At 46.8% G+C, this 21,158-nt stretch carries 21 protein-coding genes; 17 read left to right on the top strand and 4 right to left on the bottom strand.

The features are described from left to right. The first annotated feature begins 4 nt into the window (after positions 1-4). From PUT07_RS19750 to PUT07_RS19680, 15 genes are all read left to right on the top strand, one after another. Entirely contained in the window at positions 5-802 is a 798-nt protein-coding gene (locus tag PUT07_RS19750; protein ID WP_379240369.1) for an ABC transporter ATP-binding protein, read from the top strand. Between the two features lie 17 nt (positions 803-819). Beyond that, complete coding sequence (locus PUT07_RS19745) at positions 820-2,166, top strand: FAD-binding oxidoreductase (RefSeq protein ID WP_274470095.1); 1,347 nt, start codon at positions 820-822, stop codon at positions 2,164-2,166. 96 nt (positions 2,167-2,262) lie between these two features. Continuing rightward, positions 2,263-3,078: an ABC transporter permease gene (locus PUT07_RS19740; protein WP_274470894.1), complete on the top strand. Its 816-nt coding sequence runs from the start codon at positions 2,263-2,265 to the stop codon at positions 3,076-3,078. A gap of 30 nt (positions 3,079-3,108) precedes the next feature. Beyond that, entirely contained in the window at positions 3,109-4,356 is a 1,248-nt protein-coding gene (locus PUT07_RS19735) for an amidohydrolase family protein (RefSeq protein WP_274470094.1), read from the top strand. Positions 4,357-4,923: 567 nt separating this feature from the next. Next, on the top strand, positions 4,924-5,214 hold the full coding sequence (locus PUT07_RS19730) for an ArsR/SmtB family transcription factor (RefSeq protein ID WP_274470092.1): 291 nt from the start codon (positions 4,924-4,926) through the stop codon (positions 5,212-5,214). An 80-nt stretch (positions 5,215-5,294) separates the two neighbouring features. Continuing rightward, positions 5,295-6,476, top strand: a complete 1,182-nt coding sequence (locus PUT07_RS19725) for an MFS transporter (RefSeq protein ID WP_274470091.1) — start codon at positions 5,295-5,297, stop codon at positions 6,474-6,476. Between the two features lie 253 nt (positions 6,477-6,729). Then, positions 6,730-7,587: an aldo/keto reductase gene (locus PUT07_RS19720; protein WP_274470090.1), complete on the top strand. Its 858-nt coding sequence runs from the start codon at positions 6,730-6,732 to the stop codon at positions 7,585-7,587. A gap of 168 nt (positions 7,588-7,755) precedes the next feature. Then, entirely contained in the window at positions 7,756-8,316 is a 561-nt protein-coding gene (locus PUT07_RS19715; RefSeq protein WP_274470089.1) for a GNAT family N-acetyltransferase, read from the top strand. Between the two features lie 341 nt (positions 8,317-8,657). Then, entirely contained in the window at positions 8,658-9,851 is a 1,194-nt protein-coding gene (locus PUT07_RS19710; protein WP_274470087.1) for an acyl-CoA dehydrogenase family protein, read from the top strand. 166 nt (positions 9,852-10,017) lie between these two features. Further along, complete coding sequence (locus tag PUT07_RS19705) at positions 10,018-10,182, top strand: hypothetical protein (protein WP_158082244.1); 165 nt, start codon at positions 10,018-10,020, stop codon at positions 10,180-10,182. A gap of 833 nt (positions 10,183-11,015) precedes the next feature. Further along, a complete protein-coding gene (locus PUT07_RS19700; RefSeq protein WP_274470084.1) occupies positions 11,016-11,390 on the top strand; it encodes a YciI family protein in 375 nt (124 codons plus the stop codon). Between the two features lie 342 nt (positions 11,391-11,732). Continuing rightward, positions 11,733-12,239 (top strand): DinB family protein, encoded by a 507-nt coding sequence (locus PUT07_RS19695; protein WP_274470083.1) that lies wholly within the window; start codon positions 11,733-11,735, stop codon positions 12,237-12,239. Between the two features lie 359 nt (positions 12,240-12,598). Continuing rightward, entirely contained in the window at positions 12,599-13,891 is a 1,293-nt protein-coding gene (locus PUT07_RS19690; protein ID WP_274470081.1) for a histidine--tRNA ligase, read from the top strand. A gap of 427 nt (positions 13,892-14,318) precedes the next feature. After that, the gene (locus tag PUT07_RS19685) at positions 14,319-15,305 is read left to right on the top strand and encodes an aromatic ring-hydroxylating oxygenase subunit alpha (protein ID WP_274470080.1); all 987 of its coding nucleotides are present in this window, start codon (positions 14,319-14,321) and stop codon (positions 15,303-15,305) included. A 109-nt stretch (positions 15,306-15,414) separates the two neighbouring features. Further along, positions 15,415-15,996 carry a histidine phosphatase family protein gene (locus tag PUT07_RS19680; protein ID WP_274470079.1) on the top strand — a complete coding sequence of 194 codons (582 nt, stop codon included), beginning with the start codon at positions 15,415-15,417 and terminating at the stop codon, positions 15,994-15,996. Positions 15,997-16,413: 417 nt separating this feature from the next. On the opposite strand, the gene PUT07_RS19675 is transcribed toward PUT07_RS19680, so the two are convergent. Together PUT07_RS19675 and PUT07_RS19670 are read right to left on the bottom strand one after the other, a co-directional pair. Beyond that, complete coding sequence (locus PUT07_RS19675; protein ID WP_274470077.1) at positions 16,414-16,803, bottom strand: DUF6223 family protein; 390 nt, start codon at positions 16,801-16,803, stop codon at positions 16,414-16,416. Positions 16,804-16,879: 76 nt separating this feature from the next. Then, positions 16,880-17,278: a DUF6223 family protein gene (locus PUT07_RS19670; protein ID WP_274470076.1), complete on the bottom strand. Its 399-nt coding sequence runs from the start codon at positions 17,276-17,278 to the stop codon at positions 16,880-16,882. 171 nt (positions 17,279-17,449) lie between these two features. Here PUT07_RS19670 and PUT07_RS19665 point away from each other — a divergent pair, with 171 nt between their 5' ends. Both PUT07_RS19665 and PUT07_RS19660 read left to right on the top strand, forming a co-directional pair. Then, complete coding sequence (locus PUT07_RS19665) at positions 17,450-18,142, top strand: response regulator transcription factor (RefSeq protein WP_274470075.1); 693 nt, start codon at positions 17,450-17,452, stop codon at positions 18,140-18,142. Next, positions 18,139-19,281: a sensor histidine kinase gene (locus PUT07_RS19660; RefSeq protein WP_274470074.1), complete on the top strand. Its 1,143-nt coding sequence runs from the start codon at positions 18,139-18,141 to the stop codon at positions 19,279-19,281. Before PUT07_RS19665 ends, PUT07_RS19660 begins: the two co-directional genes overlap by 4 nt. 57 nt (positions 19,282-19,338) lie before the next feature. Here PUT07_RS19660 and PUT07_RS19655 read toward each other — a convergent pair whose 3' ends face one another. Together PUT07_RS19655 and PUT07_RS19650 are read right to left on the bottom strand one after the other, a co-directional pair. After that, a complete protein-coding gene (locus PUT07_RS19655; RefSeq protein ID WP_379240074.1) occupies positions 19,339-20,208 on the bottom strand; it encodes a hypothetical protein in 870 nt (289 codons plus the stop codon). 221 nt (positions 20,209-20,429) lie between these two features. Next, positions 20,430-21,095, bottom strand: coding sequence for a TetR/AcrR family transcriptional regulator (locus PUT07_RS19650; protein WP_274470072.1), 666 nt, complete (start codon positions 21,093-21,095; stop codon positions 20,430-20,432). Positions 21,096-21,158 lie beyond the last annotated feature (63 nt).

The raw sequence follows: 21,158 nt of genomic DNA, 5'->3' as shown, positions 1-21,158 counted from the left end.
GGTCATGAATTCCCCGCTCATTCATAATCCAAGCAGCCTCGGAGTCAAACGGGCTTTTGTCAGCATGGAAGGCTTGTCCAAAACCTATCCGAACGGGACGATTGCGCTCCAAGATGTGAATCTAAGCATCCAGGAAGGGGAATTTCTCTGCTTCGTCGGTCCATCCGGCTGCGGCAAATCAACGATATTCAAAATGATTACTGGGCTGGCCAAACCGAGCAGCGGGAAGCTGGATGTGTTCGGAACGACGCCGAAGGAAGCGCGCAAGCAAAGCGATATCGCTTTTGTTTTCCAGGATCACACGCTGCTGCCGTGGTCGACGGTGGAGGCAAACGTGCGATTGCCTCTGGAGTTGCGTGGCGTCGACAAGAAGACGCAGAAGGAAGAGACGCAGCGCGTGCTTGAGCTCGTCGGCTTGAAGGACTATATGAAGGTGCTGCCCAGACAGCTGTCCGGCGGTATGAAGATGCGCGTCTCCATTGCCCGGGCGCTGATCTCCAGGCCGAAGCTGCTGCTCATGGATGAGCCGTTCGGCGCATTGGACGAAATCACACGCCAAACGCTGCAAATGGAGCTGCTTAACATTTGGCGGCAGGATAAATCGATGACGGTGCTGTTCGTTACGCACAATGTATTCGAATCGGTGTTCCTGTCGACGAGTGTCGTCGTTATGACACCGCGTCCCGGGAAAATATCGGCCCGGATCGATATTCCGGTCCCTTTTCCGAGAGATGAAAGCTTCCGCACGACGTCGCAATTCAGCGATCTGGTACGGGAGGTATCGGCGGCGCTGGATCATTAAAACCGGAGGTGAGGGAGATGGCGATGCAAATCGAATGGCAGCGAACGATGCAGGAGCTTCTGGGAGAAGACATCGTGCATGTGGACGGGGAAACGCGAGAGAAGCTCTCGAAGGATTATTACTGGTATTCCCCTGTGCTTAACCGGCAATTACAGCATATACCTAGGGCCGATGCCGTGGCCATACCTCGCAGTGAAGCGGAAGTGGCGGACATTGTGGCCTTCGGCTACCGCCACAATATTCCGGTAACGGTTCGCGGAGCGGGTACGGGTAACTACGGTCAGGCGGTTCCGCTGCAGGGAGGCATCGTGCTTGATCTAAGCCGCTTGGACGAAATTATCGAGATCGGCCCCGGCTATGCCAGGCTGCAGTGCGGCGTCCGGTTAGGCGTGATCGACAAAAAAACGCGAGAAGCCGGTCAGGAGATCCGCATTTATCCGAGTACCTACGTGAAAGCGACCGTTGGCGGCTTCGTCAGCGGCGGCTCCGGCGGAATCGGCTCGATCACGCATGGCAATTTGTGGGACGGCAATGTGCTGGAAGCCGTTATCTACACCATGGAGGAGCAGCCTCGGCGTCTGGTCGTTCAAGGCCGGGAATTGTTCAATTACATTCACAATTATGGTACGACCGGCATTCTGACGGAGGTGACGATTCCGCTCTCTCCGCGTACGGAGTGGGCGCAAGCGATCGTACAGTTCGCTACGCTGCAGCAGTCGATGCGGTTCGGAGAGGCTCTGGCGAGAGAGGAGTCGGTTCCCAAGCGTTTGATTGCGCCGATGGAATGGCCGATTCCCTCTTATTTCGTTCCCTTCGCCAAAGTGATCCGGCCCGGCATGGCCGCAGTAATGCTGGAGTTTGCGGAGGACAGCAGGGCGGCAGTTGAAGCTTTGGCCGGCCAATATGGCGGACACATCGGACATTACATCGCAGCGGAGCAGTACCGTAAAACGATCGGTGTATCGGATTTCACATGGAATCACACGACCTTGTGGGCCATGAAGACCGATGCGTCCATGACCTATTTGCAAGCCGGCTTCGAATTGGACCGTTATCTCGAACAAATAGAGCTCTTAAAAGCGAAGTTCGGCGATGAGATGTACTTGCATTTCGAGTGGGTGCGCAGCGGGGGCGAGATTACGCCTAATGCGCTTCCTGTCGTGCGATTCCATAGCGAGGAGCGTTTGTACGAAATGATTGCATACTGCGAATCCATCGGCGTCCGCATCTTCGATCCTCATACCTGGGTGCTCGAGCAAGGCGGACGAGGTGAAGTCGGCGGCATGGAGCGCAGGAAGCGCGAGAACGATCCCAGGGGGCTGCTGAATCCGGGGAAATTAAGGATGAGCCTGAACCTTAACTAGAAGGGAGATACGATCATGGCTGTAGATTCAAAATATGTGCAAATGCTGCCCGACGAAATATTTCCTGCCCGTGAGCGGGCGGCTTGGGCGAACCGGATGGACGGCGGCGTCTCCCCTGGGGAACGCTTCCTGTTTTTGTTCAAACACCTGCTGCCTCCGCTAGTCGCCTTCGTCGTATTCATCGGCGGCTGGGAGCTTATCGCCTATCTGGTCAAGGCGCCGGTCTATCTGGTGCCGAAACCTTCCGATATCGTGGCGGCAGCCATCGAAAACGAGCATTCGTTATGGGTATCCGTCCGAACGACGACGATGGAAGCTGTGCTTGGCTTCTTTCTCAGCATTATTATGGGCGTAGCGGGGGCGATTCTGCTGGCCAGCTCCAAATGGATTGAGAAAAGCGTGTATCCGTACGCCATTATTTTGCAGACGATTCCGATCGTTGCCGTTGCACCGTTGATCGTCATCTGGTTCGATGCAGGTATGAATGCCATCGTCATCATCACATTCCTGATCGGCTTTTTCCCGATGCTGTCGAACACCTTGATCGGACTGAACTCGACGGATCAAAATATGAGCAATTTGTTTTATCTCTACAATGCCAATGCGTTTCAAACGATGTGGCGGCTGCGCATTCCCGCTGCGCTGCCGTACATGATTGCCGGACTGAAAATTTCCTGCACGCTGTCCGTCGTCGGAGCCATTGTCGGCGAATATATCGCCGGGATCGGCGGGGGCCATGGCGGGCTGGGCTATGCGATTACGTATGCCGCCGCCAGGTTGAAGACCGCTTATTTGTTCGCTTGCGGGCTCTCCGCATCCGCTCTCGGCATTTTCTTCTTTCTCTTGGTCAATGCCTTCGCCAAATGGGTGTTAAGCTCCTGGCATGAATCCGAGATGAAAAAGGAAGGCTAATCGAAACAACGTGGGAAGAAGGTGAAGCCGATGCTGGATATGATTGTTCGTAAGGCTCGGATCCTCGATGATCCGGAGAACCGGGGCGTTGTCGATGTCGGTGTGAAAGACGGCCGGATTGCTGTCATCGGACAGGTGGACGATCAGGCGGAGAGGGAGATCGATGCCAGCGGGCATGTACTGCTTCCGCCTTTCGTGGAGTCGCACATCCATTTGGACACCGTCCTCACGGCCGGGGAACCGGCATGGAACGAAAGCGGCACTTTGTTCGAGGGCATCAGGCTGTGGCAGAAGCGCAAAGCGATGCTCACGCACGAGGACGTTCTGCGGCGAGCGGAGCAGGTGCTTCGGCAGCTCATGGCCGCTGGCGTTCTTCATGTCCGCACGCAGACGGACATATCCGATCCGCACCTGACGGCGCTGCGGGCGCTGCTCGATTTGCGCGAACGGATGAAGCCGCACATGCATGTGCAGGTTATCGCGTTCCCGCAAGATGGCATCCGGGCTTGCCCGGATAATGAGCGCAGGCTGGAGCAGGCGCTGGCGCTCGGCGCGGACGGCGTCGGCGCTGTGCCCCATCTTGAGCCTACGCGCGAGGAAGGGCTGGCTTCGCTCGATATCGTGTTCCAGCTGGCGGAGAAGCATGGCGGTTTCGTTCATATTTTCTGCGATGAAACGGACGATGCCGGCTCCACCTTCCTGGAAAGCACGGCCCATCTCGCCATACGTTACGGCCTGCGCGAGCGTGTAACCGCAGCGCATGCGAACGCTACGGCCTATTACGGTGAGGCCTACTTTCAGAAGGTGCTGGCTCTGACGGCTCGCTCCGGTATCCATATCGTATGCTGCCCGCTCATTAACAGTGCGATGCAGGGGCGGTACGACGCGTACCCGCGAGGCCGAGGCATCGCCAGGATCAAAGAATTGCGGGCGGCCGGCGTGAATGTCAGTCTGGCGCATGACGACATACAGACACCTTTCTATCCGCTGGGCACGGGCAACCTGCTCTCTGCCGCCCATATGGCGGCTCATCTCGCGCATATGACCGGGCGCGAAGAAGTGGCCGCGCTCGTGCGCATGGTCACGTCCGGCGCAGCGAAGGTGCTGCAGCTCCGGGATTACGGGCTGGCGCCCGGCCTGCCGGCCTCCTTCGTGCTGCTGCCCGGGCGCGATGCCTTCGATTTGGTGCGCGAGCAGCCGCTGAGCCGGTATGTGGTCAGTCACGGCCGCATCGCAGCGGAAACGGAGCCCGCACGAACCCTTGTATATGACCTTTAATAACCGCCTCCTGGTTACGTTGAACAGGGGGGTATTTTTTGTTCTACTAATGTTTACTAGGTAAAAGAAGGAAAGGTGATCTGAATGTTAATGGCAATGTTCAAAGTTGTAAGTTTTGTCGGGGGAGATGAAGATGTGAAGCGGTTCATTCAGACGTGCAGGATAGGGCTAGTTATTGTCATATTATCTAGTGTATGGACAGGTTCCCGAGCCCAAGCAAAACGAACAATCTCTTGATTTGAAAATGATTCCAGAATGGAGCCTGATGTGGTAGCTATCTTCCCGTGTCAGAAGATAAAAATAGAGTTAGTTCATTCTAAATTAATAACTTATTTAGCTGCTATTTTTAATGAAAAAAGACAACCTTCTCACCGAAGGAGTCGGGTGACAAGAACTTTATCTCATTCCCGCGGAAAGCAGGCAGAGAGTTCAATAAGAGGGAAATAATACTTGTTGTTGATGTTGACTTGTGTGTGATTTTAACTTTTAAGATTGCATGATAATTCCGAGAAGGTGGAGTTATTTTTAAAGACTTGATTTGTAGAGAAATCTTAGTACAATAGTTTTATGACTACTCAAAATACTATGCATGACGAGCTCAGAGTCAAAATATTTAAAGCATTAGCTGATGAAACCAGATTAGACATCATACGAGCTTTATACGCCAGTAAGAAGGAGATGAATTGTGGAGAAGTAGGAGACATTCGCGATACTTCGAAATCGAATACTTCGTACCACTTACGTACTTTAAAGGAGGCGAAATTGATAAAAGTACGAAAAGAAGCTCAAGCGAAGTATATGAGTATCGAATTAGAGACATTTCAAACATACCTACCTGGATTTCTGGATACGTTGTAGAAGGAAATTTCTTTTTTCTTCATTTGTTCAATAATATTTGAACTATAGAACTAAATGAGAAGGGCGAAAGGTGATTAATCATGTTTAAATTAACAACCTTGTTTTTCCTCATCATGTTTGTAATCGGTACAGATACGTTTTTGATTTCTCCGCTTATCCCCACGCTACAATCTTTATTTCATATTCCGACCGAGTATTCGGGTTGGATGGTAGGATCTTATGCTTTAGGTTATGCCCTATTTGCGCTAATTGCCGGACCGCTTTCCGATGGTCGGGACCGCAAAAAGGTCATGCTTTTCGGCATGGTTTGTTTCTCGGTTTCAACTATGTTGTGCGGCTTAGCCACAGGTTTTTGGTCGATGTTCTTATTCCGCTTTTTAGCCGGTGTTAGCGCTGCATTCACAGCGCCTCAAGTTTGGGCCATGATCCCTGCTCTGTTCCCAGTACAAAAAATCGCCAAAGTATCAGGAATCGTCATGGCAGGCTTGGCTGCCTCCCAAGCGTTCGGTATCCCTATCGGGAGTCTGCTTGCCTCAACCCATTGGTCTTATCCTTTTTTTACAATCGGGATATGTGCGTTATTGGTGGCGGTATTCATCTTCTATGCTTTGCCTGAAATGAAACCGAATCAAGATCCAAAGGCCAAAACTTCGATTTTCAGCAGATACCTCCCACTATTGAATAGTCGAACTGCTAGAAGGGCTTTCCTCGCACATTTCTTATTTCAATGCGGATTCTTTGCAGCCTTTTCGTTCATTGGAAAATGGGTGGCAGATCGCTTTCATCTTTCCATTGATCAAGCGGGGTACGTGATGTTTTTTCTTGGTCTCGGGAATATAGTTGGCAGCATAGGCGGTGCCTACGTCATCAAAGCGCTAAACCGTTTTAATACACTGGTTGTGGGCTTTTTTGTCTCAATCATATGTTTTATTGTTTTGCCTCACTTGCCATCGGTTACGGCTTTCGAAAGTGTTTACTTTTTCATATTCGTGAACATGGGGATCACTTTTCCATTAATATTGGGCTTGCTGAATTCATTAAATCCAGCCATCCGCGGCACGATCTCCAGCTTAGCAAATTCGATCATGTACGCTGCGACAACGTTCGGTTCTTGGATTGCAGGCCTGATTTACGCGGCTTTTAACGGTTTTTCTGCAGTAGGCATTTTTGCGGCTATTTGCTTTGCCGGTTCGTTGTTATCTTTTATTTTCAGCGGTATTTTAGCAAGGGAAGCGAAAACAAAGAAGGAGTTTGCCTCATAAATGCATAGAAGAAATTCATCTGGATATTTCCATTTTGATTGAAAAGTAGGAGAAACGGAGTTTCGTAGCCTTTTCCACCATAGCTTCCGAATATCTCAAATAAACAACATTCTTCTCAGCGTTATTGAACTAACGGGACACGATAGTTACATAGACTTCTAACAAGGCTGCCGCTAGAACATAGAGTGGCAGCCTTCTCGCTAATAAGAATGTTATACTATAGTTGAATAATAGCGTTCTAAGGGGGATTGTTATGCTATTTCGTGAACAGGGCAAAATGGGGATAAGTATTCCTGTTATAGGCCAAGGTACATGGAAATTTGGTGAGGATAAAGATCGGGAGTTAGAAGAAATTGAAGCCTTACGTTTCGGAATAGCAAATGGGCTAAAGTTAATTGATACTGCTGAAGAATATGCTAATGGCGGAGCAGAAAAAGTTGTAGGCAAGGCAATACAAGACATAAGAAAAGAAGTCTTCCTTGTGACTAAGGTTTCTGCTAGGAATTGTTCCTACAAAGGTGTTCTAAACGCTGCTGAGGCAAGTCTGGATCGTTTAAAGACAAGTCATATCGATATGTATTTACAGCACTGGCCGAGTGATCAGTACGATGTTTCAGAAACAATGGGGGCAATGGTTGAACTAGTGAACAAGGGGTTTGTTAAATATGTTGGGGTGAGCAATTTCTCAATTAATTTAATGGAACGGGCCCAATTCCATTTAGGTAAAGTACCATTGGTTTGTAATCAAGTTGGATACCATTTGAATGATAGAAGTATTGAGAGTGACGTTTTGCCCTTTGCTAAGGAGAATGGGCTTACGATTATGGGATATTCACCATTTGGATATGCACCAGGTGTATTTGGTATGAAGGGTTTCCCTAGGGTCGGATCACAGGAAAGAAACGTATTAGATTCAATAGGGGTAAAATACAATAAGACTGCTCATCAAGTAGCATTAAATTGGGTGTTAAGGCAGGAAGGATTAGTTTCAATCCCCAAAGCGTCGAATAAGGAACATATTATAGATAATCTAAATGCATTGAACTGGGAGTTAGAAAAAGAAGATCTTGAACAGATAGAGTTTCACTTCCCATTCGGCGGAATAAGTTAAGCTAACAGGGAACTATAGCTTAATACTGACTAGAACCAGGCAGCCAATATGAACCGGCGGCCTTTTCCCCGCTAACGGGCAGGATAGTCAAAAAGCTTTCGCGAATACCCTACATATGGATTTACTGTATACAAAATAAGTACCAATCTAGGTACACGGAGGGGAAATATGCTATACGGACAACGAGTAACATTAAGGCGTGTTGTTGAAGAAGATTGGGAAAAGCGATATGAATGGCTGTCCGATCCTGTAGTTAACCGAACGTTACCATCAGGAAGTGGTATGCCCCTAACACCGGAAGTGGTCAGAGAACGTACACGGAAGTACGCGCAAACAGATCTATCATCTGTCTATTTTACCATAATAAAAGAAGACGGCATCCCGATTGGCAATACCCAATTGTTTAATATCCACCCTTGGTCCAAGCATGCTGAATTTGGTATTTGGATTGGGGACAAAATGGTATGGGGGCAAGGTTATGCTACAGAAGTGACAGGTGTTGTCCTGGATTTTGCATTCGAGCGTTTAAACCTTCATAAAGTGTATTTGACGGTAGATGCTGATAATCCTGGTGCTATTCGGAGTTATGAAAAGGCTGGTTTCAATAAGGATGGCATACTAAGAGACGAAGTCTATAAAAATGGTCAATATGTCGATCGTATAATGATGAGTATTTTGAAGCATGAATACTTAAAACTATCTAGTGGTTCCAAACAACAATGCATATAGGAAAACCATTCTGGAAGAAACTACGAAAGATAGCGTGCTTTCCTTTCTCGAAAAATTGAATGTTTAGCTAACTGGGAACTATAGTTGAAGCTGCCGGCACTATCGGCAGCTTCGTTACGTTAGCGGGCAGATTTCTTCAATAATATCAATCAATATCTGTGTTAAAATTATGGAGAACAACTACCGCTAGAAGACAGAATTTCACAGAACAAGAACTCATAGGATGCGAAATATTTGAAGATAACTTACGAGATAAAGACGTTTGAGGATTTCAATAAAATACCTTTGATCTCAAAAGTCGAAATTAAGGGACTTAATTTACAAGCAGAGGAGAGAGAGAAATGACTGGAAGCATAGGAACTGATATATATATTCGTAATGAACGAGAGGCGGAAATTGCGCAACGTTCTGATCGATTAGCCGCTCGCTTCGCGAGTCGTTCGGCACATCATGATGCAGAGGGAAGCTTTCCGTTCGCCAATTTCGCGGATCTTCGTGAAGCAGGCTACTTGCAGTTGACAGTGCCGCGAGCTTACGGCGGAGAGGAAGCGTCGCTGTACGAATTGGTACTTGCCCAGGAACGACTCGCGCGAGGCGATGGTTCAACAACGCTTGCGGTGGGCTGGCACGTTGGTTTGCTGCATCAGCTACGCTTTACGAATGCTTGGCCGGAAACGTTGTACGCACGTTTTTGCCGAGAATCGGTAGAAACAGGTGCATTAATTAATCATTTGGCGACGGAACGGGCAACAGGGAGTCCGAGTCGAGGGGGAAGACCGGAAACGAAGGCTGTTGCCACCGAGGGCGGATGGCTGCTGAGTGGACGCAAAACCTACAGTACGCTGAGTCCGATACTCACATGTTTTACTGTTTCGGCGGCGATTGAGGGCACGGAGGAAACCGGGGAGTTTTTTGTGCGTTACGGATCTGGCGTACGTGTAGAAGAAACATGGAACACACTTGGTATGCGCGCTACGGGGAGCCACGATGTGGTGCTTGAAGACGTATTCGTGCCAGACGATCAGCTTGTTCATCGTTCGGGAGCACCACGCGAGGAGCGCAGACCGGACGACGGTGGCTGGCTATTGCATATTCCCGCTTGTTATATCGGGATTGCACATGCGGCTAGAAGCTTTGCGATTAACTTCGCGCAGCAGTATCGACCGAACAGCTTGACCACACCGATAGCTGAATTACCGAATATTCGGCGTCAAATTGGCGAAATGGAAATCGCGCTTGTAACGGCTCGCATGGTGCTTTACTCGGTTGCCGATCGCTGGGACCGGGAACCTAAGCAGCGCAAAGCGCTAAAGCCGGAGCTGGGCTTGGCCAAACATGTGGCCACGAATCAAGCTATCTCGATTGTAGATACAGCGATGCGTATCGTCGGTGCTGCGAGTTTGTCACGCAGTTTACCATTGGAGCGGATGTACCGCGACGTGCGGGCAGGACTGCATAATCCGCCGATGGACGACATCGTGGTTAACGGATTGGCGCAGAGAGCTTTGGATGAAGTGAAACTTACGAATACATAAAAGCCGGTGGTGAGGGGATGTAAATGAAGCCATCTTTCTTCCACGCCATTGCCAAATCGTCGAGGCATTCCAAGGAATCAGAGCTACGATCGGCTGCCGTTTCCATGCTAACGGGCAGGTTGATGGAATAATATGTATGGTACGATGGTGTTCTGGAGGTGTATTCATGCAAAAGGCAATTGTAGTTCATTATTATAACGATAAAAAGAATAACTTAAGTGATTTAAATCAGCTTTTACAAGAGGGATGGAAGGTTGTATCTCAGAGTGCTATGTCAGGTGGTGAGATGGGTGCAACAGTTTATTCACTTGTTATATTAGAGAAAAATTAGGAAACAATGTTCGGGATTCATTGAAGAAACGGAGAACGATAGTGCAAAAACAAGGGACAGATCGCCGCGACAGGTAGCTGTCCCTTGTTTCATTGAAGTAACGGGCAGATTAACGTAACTCCCTATTTGAGGAAACGTATAGATTAGGAGATGTACTCAAGCGACATCGGATGGAGGGGGAATAATTGAACAAGTATGTGTTTCACATGATTACCAGTGTAATTTGTATTTTGATACCCGTGGTAGGGCTTTTATATGGTTTGTGGGATGCCCATCAACCAAAAATAGGACCTGTAGGAGATGGAAAACCGAATTATCCCACTATACCTCAGTTAATACCTATTGTATCTTGTTTCATCCTTGGAGTGGCAAATTTACCACTGGCGATAGTGCGGTATAGACAAAACAAAAAGTCTAGTGAAGAGTAGTTATTGTTAATCTATCGGGAAACGTTAGCATAATTACCAAGGAGCAGATCGCCGTAACATTTTGAATATGGAAAAGCTAAGAATTCTACCTCTGCAGATTCTGGGAAAGAAATTGACTTAACTGCTTTGTTAAAAAACAAATAACTCATTAAACTAGCGGTGATAAATTTGATAGTAAAAATTGATGGTTATTTCGAAAATGCATTTCTGATCGGCAAGACATGTTCTATTTCGGATGTTCCAATTTGCGTGCCATTGCACAGATCAATCTATGTAAAGATAAAGAAGCCTTCGATGATTTTTATAAAATACTTTTAAGGGTATGTCGATTTACTTGTATACAGTTCGTCGATTAAATAGAAGCGAGAATGAATGCTCCAAACTCACGATAGAGGAGAAATGAAAATGAAATTTCTGTGTTTGGGTTACTTGGATTCAGATAAAATGGATGCCCGACCAAAGGATGAGATTGACGCTATAATGAACGAATGTCCGCCCCACCTGAAGAATTTATACAAGAGCGGGCAAGTGATTATCGATGCAGGTCTCGCACCCGAAGCGAAATGCTTGCGGCGGGCGAATGGGAAAGTGATGGTTATGGACGGTCCCTTTATCGAAACGAAGGAGATGATTGGCAGTGCTTTTCTCATAGAAGCACGGGACATAGAGGAAGCGATTCAGATTGCTTCCTTACACCCAGCCGTGCAAGTGACTTCGGGCGAGCAATTTGGATGGGGGATTGAGATCCGTCCGATTCACTATTTTGATTCGAGAGATTAGACTCAACTGTTTTATGGAAAAGATCGTTCACTGTATGAAAGTAAGGGCCATTCCGCAAGGAGTGGCCTTAAAAACTTGCCGTTAAATTCAGTTAGAAACCCGCACCATCAAGGAGAAGACGCTCTTGTATCAACTTTAAGCAATCAGACGAACAGGGGGAGAGGACGAAGCATATATCGGCGATGAATTTTTAATGGCGTTTGTATCTGTTGTGATGTAAGATATTTCCTGAGACCACCTTGCAATGCATATCGATTGCAGGTAGATGCGTTTCCTCAAGGCGAGCTATGAAGGTTGTCGTCGGCAGCGTATTTTAATCCAACTCTATGAGGAGAGATGATGATGTACACGAGCGTAAATGCATTTCTAGAAGATAGTAGGCAAGAGGCAGAGCTGACATTGAAAGTATTGGACAAGCTGACGGACGATTCGCTGATGCAAGCCGTTTCGGAGGCTCAGCCACGGACGTTAGGCGAACTGGCCTGGCATCTGGTGGGCAGCTACGGCGCTTTTCTGAGAGCGGCAAGTCTGCAGATGGAAGGTCCGGACCTTTCGAAGCAGCCAGCTTCCGCAGCCGAAATCACCAAGACTTATCGCAAGGTTTATGACATAGTCTCGTCGGCGTTGAAGGAGCAATGGACGGACGCCAAGCTGCTGGAGAAGTTGGTCCTGTTCGGCTTTATCGAGACGACATACGGCGGTGTGCTGCAAATATTGATCCGCCATCAAATCCATCACCGTGGTCAGATGACGATTCTGATGCGTCAAGCGGGACTTGCGGCTCCGGGCATCTACGGACCGAACGAAGAGGAAACCGCGGCCATGCGCGCAGCCCGCGCGAACAATTAATGAAATATATTGAAGAGGCAGTGCCGACACGGCGTCTGCCTCTTTGCTCCGCTAGCGAGGAACGATAATGCAAAAACAAGGGACAGCCAGCTGGCCGCGACAGACACACCGAATCAATCTTGCATGGGTTGGTGTGATCCGTTATAATCGTTGTATTCAAGTGTCAAAGGAGATTGAGCCTCATGAAAAGAATCATGTTGAATCAACTTCATCATCACAAAAGGCGTTAGCACACCTGTAAAAAATCCAGGGTGGGCTAACGCTTTTCGCGTTGGCCTCCCTGCGGCATATCGAGCGCGCAGGACCATGAGGTCCTGCGCGTTTTTTATTTTATCAAAAAATTGAAAGGATTGATTCTTGTGCAAAATGTAAAAGGTACCTATGATTTTTTTGGAAAGGAACAATCGCTTAGAAAAAAAGTTCAATCCACACTTCAAGAAGTGTTTGAACTGTATGATTTTGATGGGATGGATTCCACTATACTAAACGAGCTCGATCTTTTGGCATCGAAGTATTCAGGCGGCGATGAAATACTAAAGGAAATGTACCAAATAACAGATCAAGGTATGCGAAATCTTGGACTTCGATATGACCTCACTATTCCTTTTGCAAAAGTGATCGCATTAAATCCAGGTATTGAGCTTCCTTATAAGAGGTACGAAATTGGTAAGGTATTTCGAGATGGACCTGTTAAGAGAGGTCGTTTACGTGAATTTTTGCAGTGTGATGTTGATGTAGTTGGAATTGCAGGACCTGAGGCAGAAGCTGAGTTAATGCAGTTAGCAGTTGAGGTTTTCAAAAGGTTGGAGATACCGATTACTCTCAAGTGGAACAATAGACGTTTTTTGAGTGAAGTTCTTGAATCAATTGGTGTCCCTTCCAGTGAAAAGCAATCTGTTATGTTGACACTCGATAAAATTGAAAAAGTTGGGAATGTCGGGGTAATAAATGAGCTTGTTAGCAAAGGTTTAGATTCCCAAGTAATCAATGCAATAAAAGGATTAATCGAATTAGGCAATCCAACTTTTGAGATGGTGTCATATAAATATGGAATCCAAGAAACCCCCGGGTCACTAGAAGTCCAGTATCTGCAGAATATCATCCAGAATTTGGGGTTAGAGCAAATATGCAAGTTTGATCCCTATCTATCTCGTGGATTATCTTTTTATACAGGAACTGTTTATGAGATCTTCGACGCTTCTGGCTCTTTTACTTCAAGCTTAGGCGGTGGTGGCCGTTATGATGCCATTATTGGACAGTTAATCGGTAGGGACGATATTCAATATCCAACAGTAGGCATTTCTTTTGGAATGGAATCAATCATGGAGATGCTTAAGAATCGCCCAGTTCAACTACCAGTCCCTTTAGTCTTAGTAATTCCTATTGGGGAAACGGTTCCAGAAGTGCTTAAAACAGCTGCTAAATTGCGAGCAAATGGTTTGCGTACAAGTATAGACACAAGTGGAAGAAAGTTAAGAAAATCACTTGCAGCAGCCTCTTCTAAGGGGATTCGATATGTGATTCTGATAGGTGAAAATGAAGAAAAACTTGGGAAACTTTGTTTGAAGGACATGGACGAACAGAAGGAAATATTGCTGAGTATTCAGGAGGTCATTGACTTAATCTCCTCAAGTATCACGATTGTGGATTAAAATTCTATGGGGCTTAATTGTAAACTAAATCAATAATGTAAAGCTAAAGATTGTCCTACTGAAATGTTCATTAACATTAATGAAAACACATTATCTGCTGCCAGGAAGTCCAGCTGGAGGACTGAACCTTAGTTGACAATGGATTGAACGAAAGAGTTTTAGGATTGTTAGGATGGGCCGAATAGTAATACCTTTGGTTGTAACTTAATAATAATAATCAAATGGACGAACTTATTTTTGGAGTGTTCCTTATTCTAAATTTGCAGCTTAGCTGCTGGTTCCGTATTTACTTTGGTCTTGCTTTGCCACTCTTTTAGCCTGGACCATCTATAAGCTTAATGCTTAAATGAAGATGCCCGAAATGATGCTCCAACTGCCTATAAAGTAGAACTGATGGTATGCTAACACATAGGAGGGCTACAATCTCATGTCTGATACGATATTGTATCGGGAAATTAAAGAAAGTGATCAGCGCGTGTTTCCTCTAGCTTGGTATGCTGTCGGTTGGTCGAAGGAGCTGAGTTCGAAGCCGATAAAGCGTAGGCTTCTAGGTAAGGATGTCGTGTTGTATCGAGACAGTGCTGGAGCATTGCAAGCGATACATGCCTATTGCCCGCACCGAGGGGCGGATTTATCCCTTGGATCCTGTCGCGGAGGGCAGTTGAGGTGTGCTTACCACGCTTGGACATTCGATGCCGACGGGCGTTGTATCGATATTCCGGCTCACCCGGGGCGGGCGATTCCGGAATTCGCCCATACGGTTGTATACCCCGCCATAGAACGGGCAGGACTGCTATGGGTGTACCCGCAAGCAAAAGGGGATAAGTCTCAGGAGCTGCTGTTGGAGCCCCAGTTGTTCGCCGAACTGAATGACCCCACGTTTAAATGGGCCGCATACGACGCTAAATGGAATGCGCATTTGACGAGAGTGATCGAAAGCGTCATCGACGTAGCCCATGTTCCCATCGTTCACCGCAAGACGATTGGCAAAAACTCTTCCGTGGAAATCCGTATTTCGTTCGAAACTGAAGGGGACGACATCCTTGTCAGCAATGGAGGGGCTCAGTTGAAATATCGCTTCCCCCAGCAATGGATTCTGACCCCGATCCAGGAAGCAAAAAATAAATTCATCAATTACATCACGTTCACCCCAATTGAAGAGGAAATAACCGCCATATACGGGTATGCAGGCCGTAATTTTGCAACGTTCGTGCCGGGGATGAACTATTTATTTTCCAAATACAGCTCTAGGGTTCTTGAGGAAGACCGAGACATTGTCGAAAGTCAGCATCCTCGGCCAATCCCGGAGGCGTTACGCATGGAGGCGCATGTGCCGGCTGATGGTCCGCAGGTTAGGTTCCGGCAGCGGTGGTATAAGTTTCTGGCTGGCAACGAACCCCGGATTTATGTTTAGTGGGGGTCTCCTCACGAAAAGAAAATTTTACTTAACTTTCTTACTATAAAAAACCAAAATGTGGTTCAATAAGTTGAAACACGTAAGTTAGCATTTCAAGGAGGATTATATGAAGACCACCATCTATATGGTTAGGCATGCCGAATCACCATACACTGAAGGAACCGAAAGAACAAGAGGACTTACCACTAAGGGCAAAGGCGATGTTGAAAAAGTTACAGAAAATCTTAAAGAAGAAGGTATAGATGTTATTATATCTAGCCCTTATAACCGAGCAATCCTGAGTATTGAGGGACTGGCACAGCACTTAGAATTAGACATCAAAACGTTTGAAGATCTCAGGGAAAGGGATTTTGCAGGTGAAATGATTGAAAATGGTGAGTTAATGTCAGTTATTAGAGAGAAATTTTATGAGTTTGATTATTCTTTACCGGGAGGGGAGTCTAATTCTGATTGCCAGAATAGATCGATTTCAGTGATAAAAAACATATTGAAAGAACACTCTGGGAAAAAGATAGCTATTGGAACACATGGACTTGTCATGACTTTGATGATGAATTATTATGATTCAAGTTATGGTTTGGATTTTTTAAATCAATTAAAGAAACCAGATATTTATAAATTAAGCTTTGAAAATTTAGAATTAAAAGAAGTAATTAGACTGTGGAATGAGGATATTGGGTTAAGCTAGCGCGACACGACAGTTGAATATCAAAAAGGAGTGAATTTGGCGGATAAGTGGTTCTTAGGAAGCAGAAAAGATGACTAGAAAAGATCGTCCGGAAAAATACCGGACGATCTTTCTGCAATCACGCATTACCTTCTAAGCTGAGGGATATACCCGTCCCAAACAACCTCTCCCAACGGATACCGTCATCGCTTACGGCGCATCCGATCTGCTGGGGCCAATTATTAGAGGCCCCGGCATAGAACATGATCAGCTTGCCTTCCCGCTTGCACATGGCGGCGGCTTCGATACACTCGCCCTCCCATGGCAGCTCGGGCTTCAGGATCGTACCGTCGCACGCCTGGGTCCAAGCCTCACGGCCGAAGTCCGAGTCGAGCGGGGCTGTGGCCGCTTGCTTTTTTATTTATGATATACATCGGTTCAGCGGGTACGGCGGGAACTGTACCAAGCCATTCCAGAGAGGACAGTCGAGATTATCGACAGTATGACAGCGAAGGCGGCACCGCCCCGCCCGTTACCGGAACCAATATCGCCAGGAGTGTGACTAAAGTGCGGCCCAGCGATGAAATAGGCAATCAATGCCAACACGACGGCCACGATGGTCCCAATTCGCCAATTCCCTTTGCCGGAACGATCAGAGGCACGGACCAAGGACCACCAGCTGATGACCAAACTGCCCAACCCCATTACTACCGTAACGATAATCTTGATTCGTGCGGGGGTAAAACCGTAGACCTGTTCAGCTGAGGCAATTGTTGGCACAAATAGAAGTGCACAAAGGATTACGATCGAAACAAGTTTTAATTTCACGCTTATTCTCCTTCCACTGACATTACTTGCGCCCTCCAAAAAGCACGTTCTCAAGAGAGGCAGAACAATCGTCAAATTATTTGTTACGAAGAGAGCGGGTCCAAGCCGTACCAGCAAGCAGCAAGCCGATTAGGCCGATCGCGATCGCTATGATCGCTCCAGCACGTCCGTTGCCAGTGTTGAAACCGCCAGGGGTAACGGCTAGATGAAATGCAGAGAGAAGCACACAAAACAGACTCAACACAATGGACATAACAGACGACCATTTTCCAGTGGCCAAACGACCGGTTGGACGGGCGAGAGTGATCCCAGCAGCAACTGCGCTGCATAACCCAATCAACGCAGCCGCGATCGTCAAGAGCCGCCCGGGGGTGATAGTGCCATAACCAACACCAGTCCCTTCAGCAAAGGCGATCGTCGGGACAACTAGTAGAAATACAGAAAGAATTGCGAATGAAACAAGTTTAACTTTCATGATGATTTCTCTCCTTTCACAGCCAGTTTACACAACAAATGTCGAGAACTTATGCAGATCTTCCTCTCTTTGTGTGGATTTCTTTAAGAATCTACCAAATCACGGTATAATTTCGGTAAGTGATATAACTCTCGTCAATAGAATAAGTCTATAAGGAATGATGTGATGGGAATGGAGCCGAAATTGTTGCTAGTTGAAGACGAGCAGGGCATGCTGGAGGAGATTCAGACCTATTTGCAACGAGAAGGGTTCCGGGTATTGACCGCCCGTACGGGCAGGGAGGCACTTATCATAGCCCGGTCTGAACGGCCTGATCTCGTGGTTCTTGATTGGATGCTCCCGGAGATAAGCGGAATTGACGTGTGCCGCGAAATCAGGCAAACCTCACATTGCGGCATTATTATGGTCACAGCGCGATCGGATGAATCGGATAAAATTGTCGGTTTGGAAATTGGCGCGGATGATTATTTGACGAAGCCGTTCAGCTTGCGTGAGCTCACTTCGCGCATTCGGGCTTTACTTCGCCGCTTACGCGGACCTGAAGACAAAGACAGGGCGATGTTCTTGGAAAGAGACAACTTGTTTATTTCCGAAGCTAAGTGCCAGGTATTTAAAGACGGTCAGGAAATCCAATTAACACCTACTGAATTCAAAATTCTGTTCACACTGGCGAGTCGTCCTGGCATTGTCTTTAGCCGTTTGCAATTATTAAATGCTGCTATGGAGAATGAGTACATGGGATACGAAAGAACCATGGATTCCCATATCCGGAATCTTCGCCGCAAACTGGGGGACGATCCTGCTAGTCCACAATATATTCAAACGGTATATGGCTTCGGCTACCGATTCGGTGAACGCTCATGAAGATGACGGTCCGTATGAAAATATTTGCCTATATGGGACTGCTCGTGCTTATTGTAAGCATCACTTTCTCCCTTACAACGCAAGTATACACAGGCGGTTTGATCGATCAATTTAAAAGGGAACAAATCGATGCCAATTATTTGAATGCCACGCCCGAAGAGCAAATCGAAGTCTTTAAATCTTATATCCTTGAAAATATGCGGTTGAGTGCACTGCTTAATGTCACACACGGCGTGCGCTTGTTCTTTTTTGTTGCAATTGGGTTGTTCTTCAATTTTTGGATATCGGGTGTGCTGACCCTCCCGCTCAAAAAGCTTATAGCCGCCATAGAGCGGGTTGCACAGGGCGACCTGAACGTCAAAGTACCAATAGACACGAAAGATGAGTATGGGAAAGTCGCCCGAACGTTCAATGATATGACATTTCGTCTGCACGAAGCCGAGGAAGCCCGCAGAAGATTGGTGGCTGATGTTGCTCACGAGCTTCGTACGCCGCTTTCCATTATGCAGCTAAAATTGGAAAATGCCCAACAGGCCGGTCCATACATTCCTTCTGAAACGCTGCTTAGACTGCATGACGAAGTGATCCGCTTGAGCCTGCTGGTGGAGGATCTACATGTTTTGTCATTGGCTGAAGCGGGCCGGTTAACCTTGGATCGCAAACCGCTCGATCTAACGGATAGACTTGAACAAATCGTGGATGATGTGAAAATGGAGGCTGAAGAGAACGGACTGGCAATCTGCCTCTCGTCGAGCACGAGGCCAGTGATAGTTATGGTTGATGTGAGACGGATCACCCAGGTATTTATCAATCTACTGACCAATGCAATCCGTTACACGCCGGAAGGCGGAAAGATTTCGGTCGTTATTGAAGATAATGTCATGGACCAGAATGCGGTCTATGCATGTGTCTCTATAATGGACACCGGCATCGGAATTCCCGCGGAAGAGCTTCCTCACCTGTTCGATCGTTTTTATCGCGTGGAAAAGGCCCGTTCGCGTCATACAGGCGGAACGGGGCTGGGATTATCTATCGTTCATCAATTTGTAAGAGCCCACGGCGGTTTCATTCGCGTTGCGAGTCAGCATGATGCAGGTACTACATTTATCGTTTATCTGCCTAAAGGGAATGATATTTAAATCGTTATAACCCGGCGCAACCTTGATGGTGATACAGTATAGAAGAAATTGCTGGGCTTAATAGCTCTTATTGATGGAGGCAGTATGACGCGAACGAACCAGAAGTACTGCAGGCACTAATGAAATCAAAAAGAAACCAAGGGCGAGAAGCGGAAGTATAGACCATTCCAAGATCGAGGAGCCGAGAATCGTCTGCGTGCCGATCGCTGTTAATCCAAGTAAATAGGCGCCGCCCGTAATATGGATAGGTTTGCTGGGAACCGTAGTTGTTAGCGATGAGCGCTTTGTCAGCCACGCAACCAACGGCAATGCTTGAAGAGCGTGGAAACCGAGGCCATGCAGCCAAATGATGTTCCCATGCAGGCCGACGGTTCGGCCCTGATTGACGGATATCCAGATTCCGGCCGCAAACGAGAACATTACGGCTATCATCGCATAGCGGATGCTAAGCACGAGTTCGGGACGGAGCTTGTAAGCTTTTTTCCGGAAATATTGAATCGCCAGAAACAAATAGAACAGCACCAGTAGCAGCGCTACAAAGGCGAAGATAGAACCGACCCCTTGATCGAAGGCTGTACCGTTCTTCACAAATCTCGGGTTGACGCCGCGAAAATTTTGGACCGTTTCGGCAAAGTAGGAATACAGAGCAAGCACGATGTAAGACCAGCGAAAGACCGTTCTGCTTTTCGTTCCTAATGCAGAAAACGGACTAATCGCTGCCGTCGATAAAATAAAGATGCCGAGTGCAGCATTAAACGAGATTGCTTTGGAGACATCCCCATGCGGAGCTATCTCTGCACCATGAAATATGACCCATACCCCGCAAATCCCTGCCAGCAGAAAACCGAGCAATCCGGTAATCACCAGCCATTTCTCCCCTTCAAAAACCCTCACTTTCGGCTTCGTTCCCCAAGTTTGATTTATCAATTCCGAACACCCTTTCATAAAAGATTTATTACCTTCACTTTACAGGCAGAATATGGTACGACGTAACAGACTTGGGAATGAAACAAAGTTAGACTCAAGTTATAGCTTTATACTGGACTTAAGTCTTAATGACATGCTTGTAAGCGACGAAATAGAAAAGGCCAACCCGCAAAAGGTTGGCCTTAGTTATATCGACTGAAACGGTGAACCGTATTCGCAACTTATAATGTTCGGTTAAATTTCTCAACGATATGGTCGATGATTGGATGTATGTTGGCGTCATCGACGATGGACATCTTATCCGCTTTGAATAGTTGAATCTTCTTAAATTGATAATAATCATGTAAAACTTGTTGAATGGATATTTGATTATAGAGTAAGTACTTCACTTGAATGATTTCACGAAGCAAAATATCATCTTGCAGTAAAATGAATTTCTCATTTATCGGGTTGAAAATACCTTTGTCTTTTCCGTATTGATAAAACTTCAGTGTTTGCTGCTCACGCTTATTCAAAGTTCCTTTCAGCAAATCGTATAAATCCGGATAAGCTGCTTGAAGATCTTTTAAAAAAACATCCGTAATCTTGCCGACAAGCGATAAGGATTGTTCAAACAATTGCTGAAACCAGGTGCCGAATGAGGTATCGTCATTTTCCAACTTGGGATCTTCAAGCTCGTTAATATAATCGACAAAAACTCGAACGACGCCTTCGATGACTTCTTCTTTGGAAGAAAAGTGCTTGTACATCGTGGCTCTGCTAACATCCATATATTTGGCGATATCATCCATCCTTAAGCTTTGAAAGCCATCTTTCATGACAGACGTAATTAGCTTCTTAAGTAATTTAATCTTCGTTCCATCTGGTTGATGTACTGGTTTATTCATTGTTTTGCCTCCCTGCGAACTCTCCTTCTATTATACATGAAAAATCTGAACGATAAACATTAA

It is taken from the genome of Paenibacillus sp. MAHUQ-63, from assembly GCF_028765165.1.
Classification (GTDB): domain Bacteria; phylum Bacillota; class Bacilli; order Paenibacillales; family NBRC-103111; genus Paenibacillus_E.
Note: the sequence above shows the minus strand (reverse complement) of the source record. Positions and strands in the feature narration are given on the sequence as shown.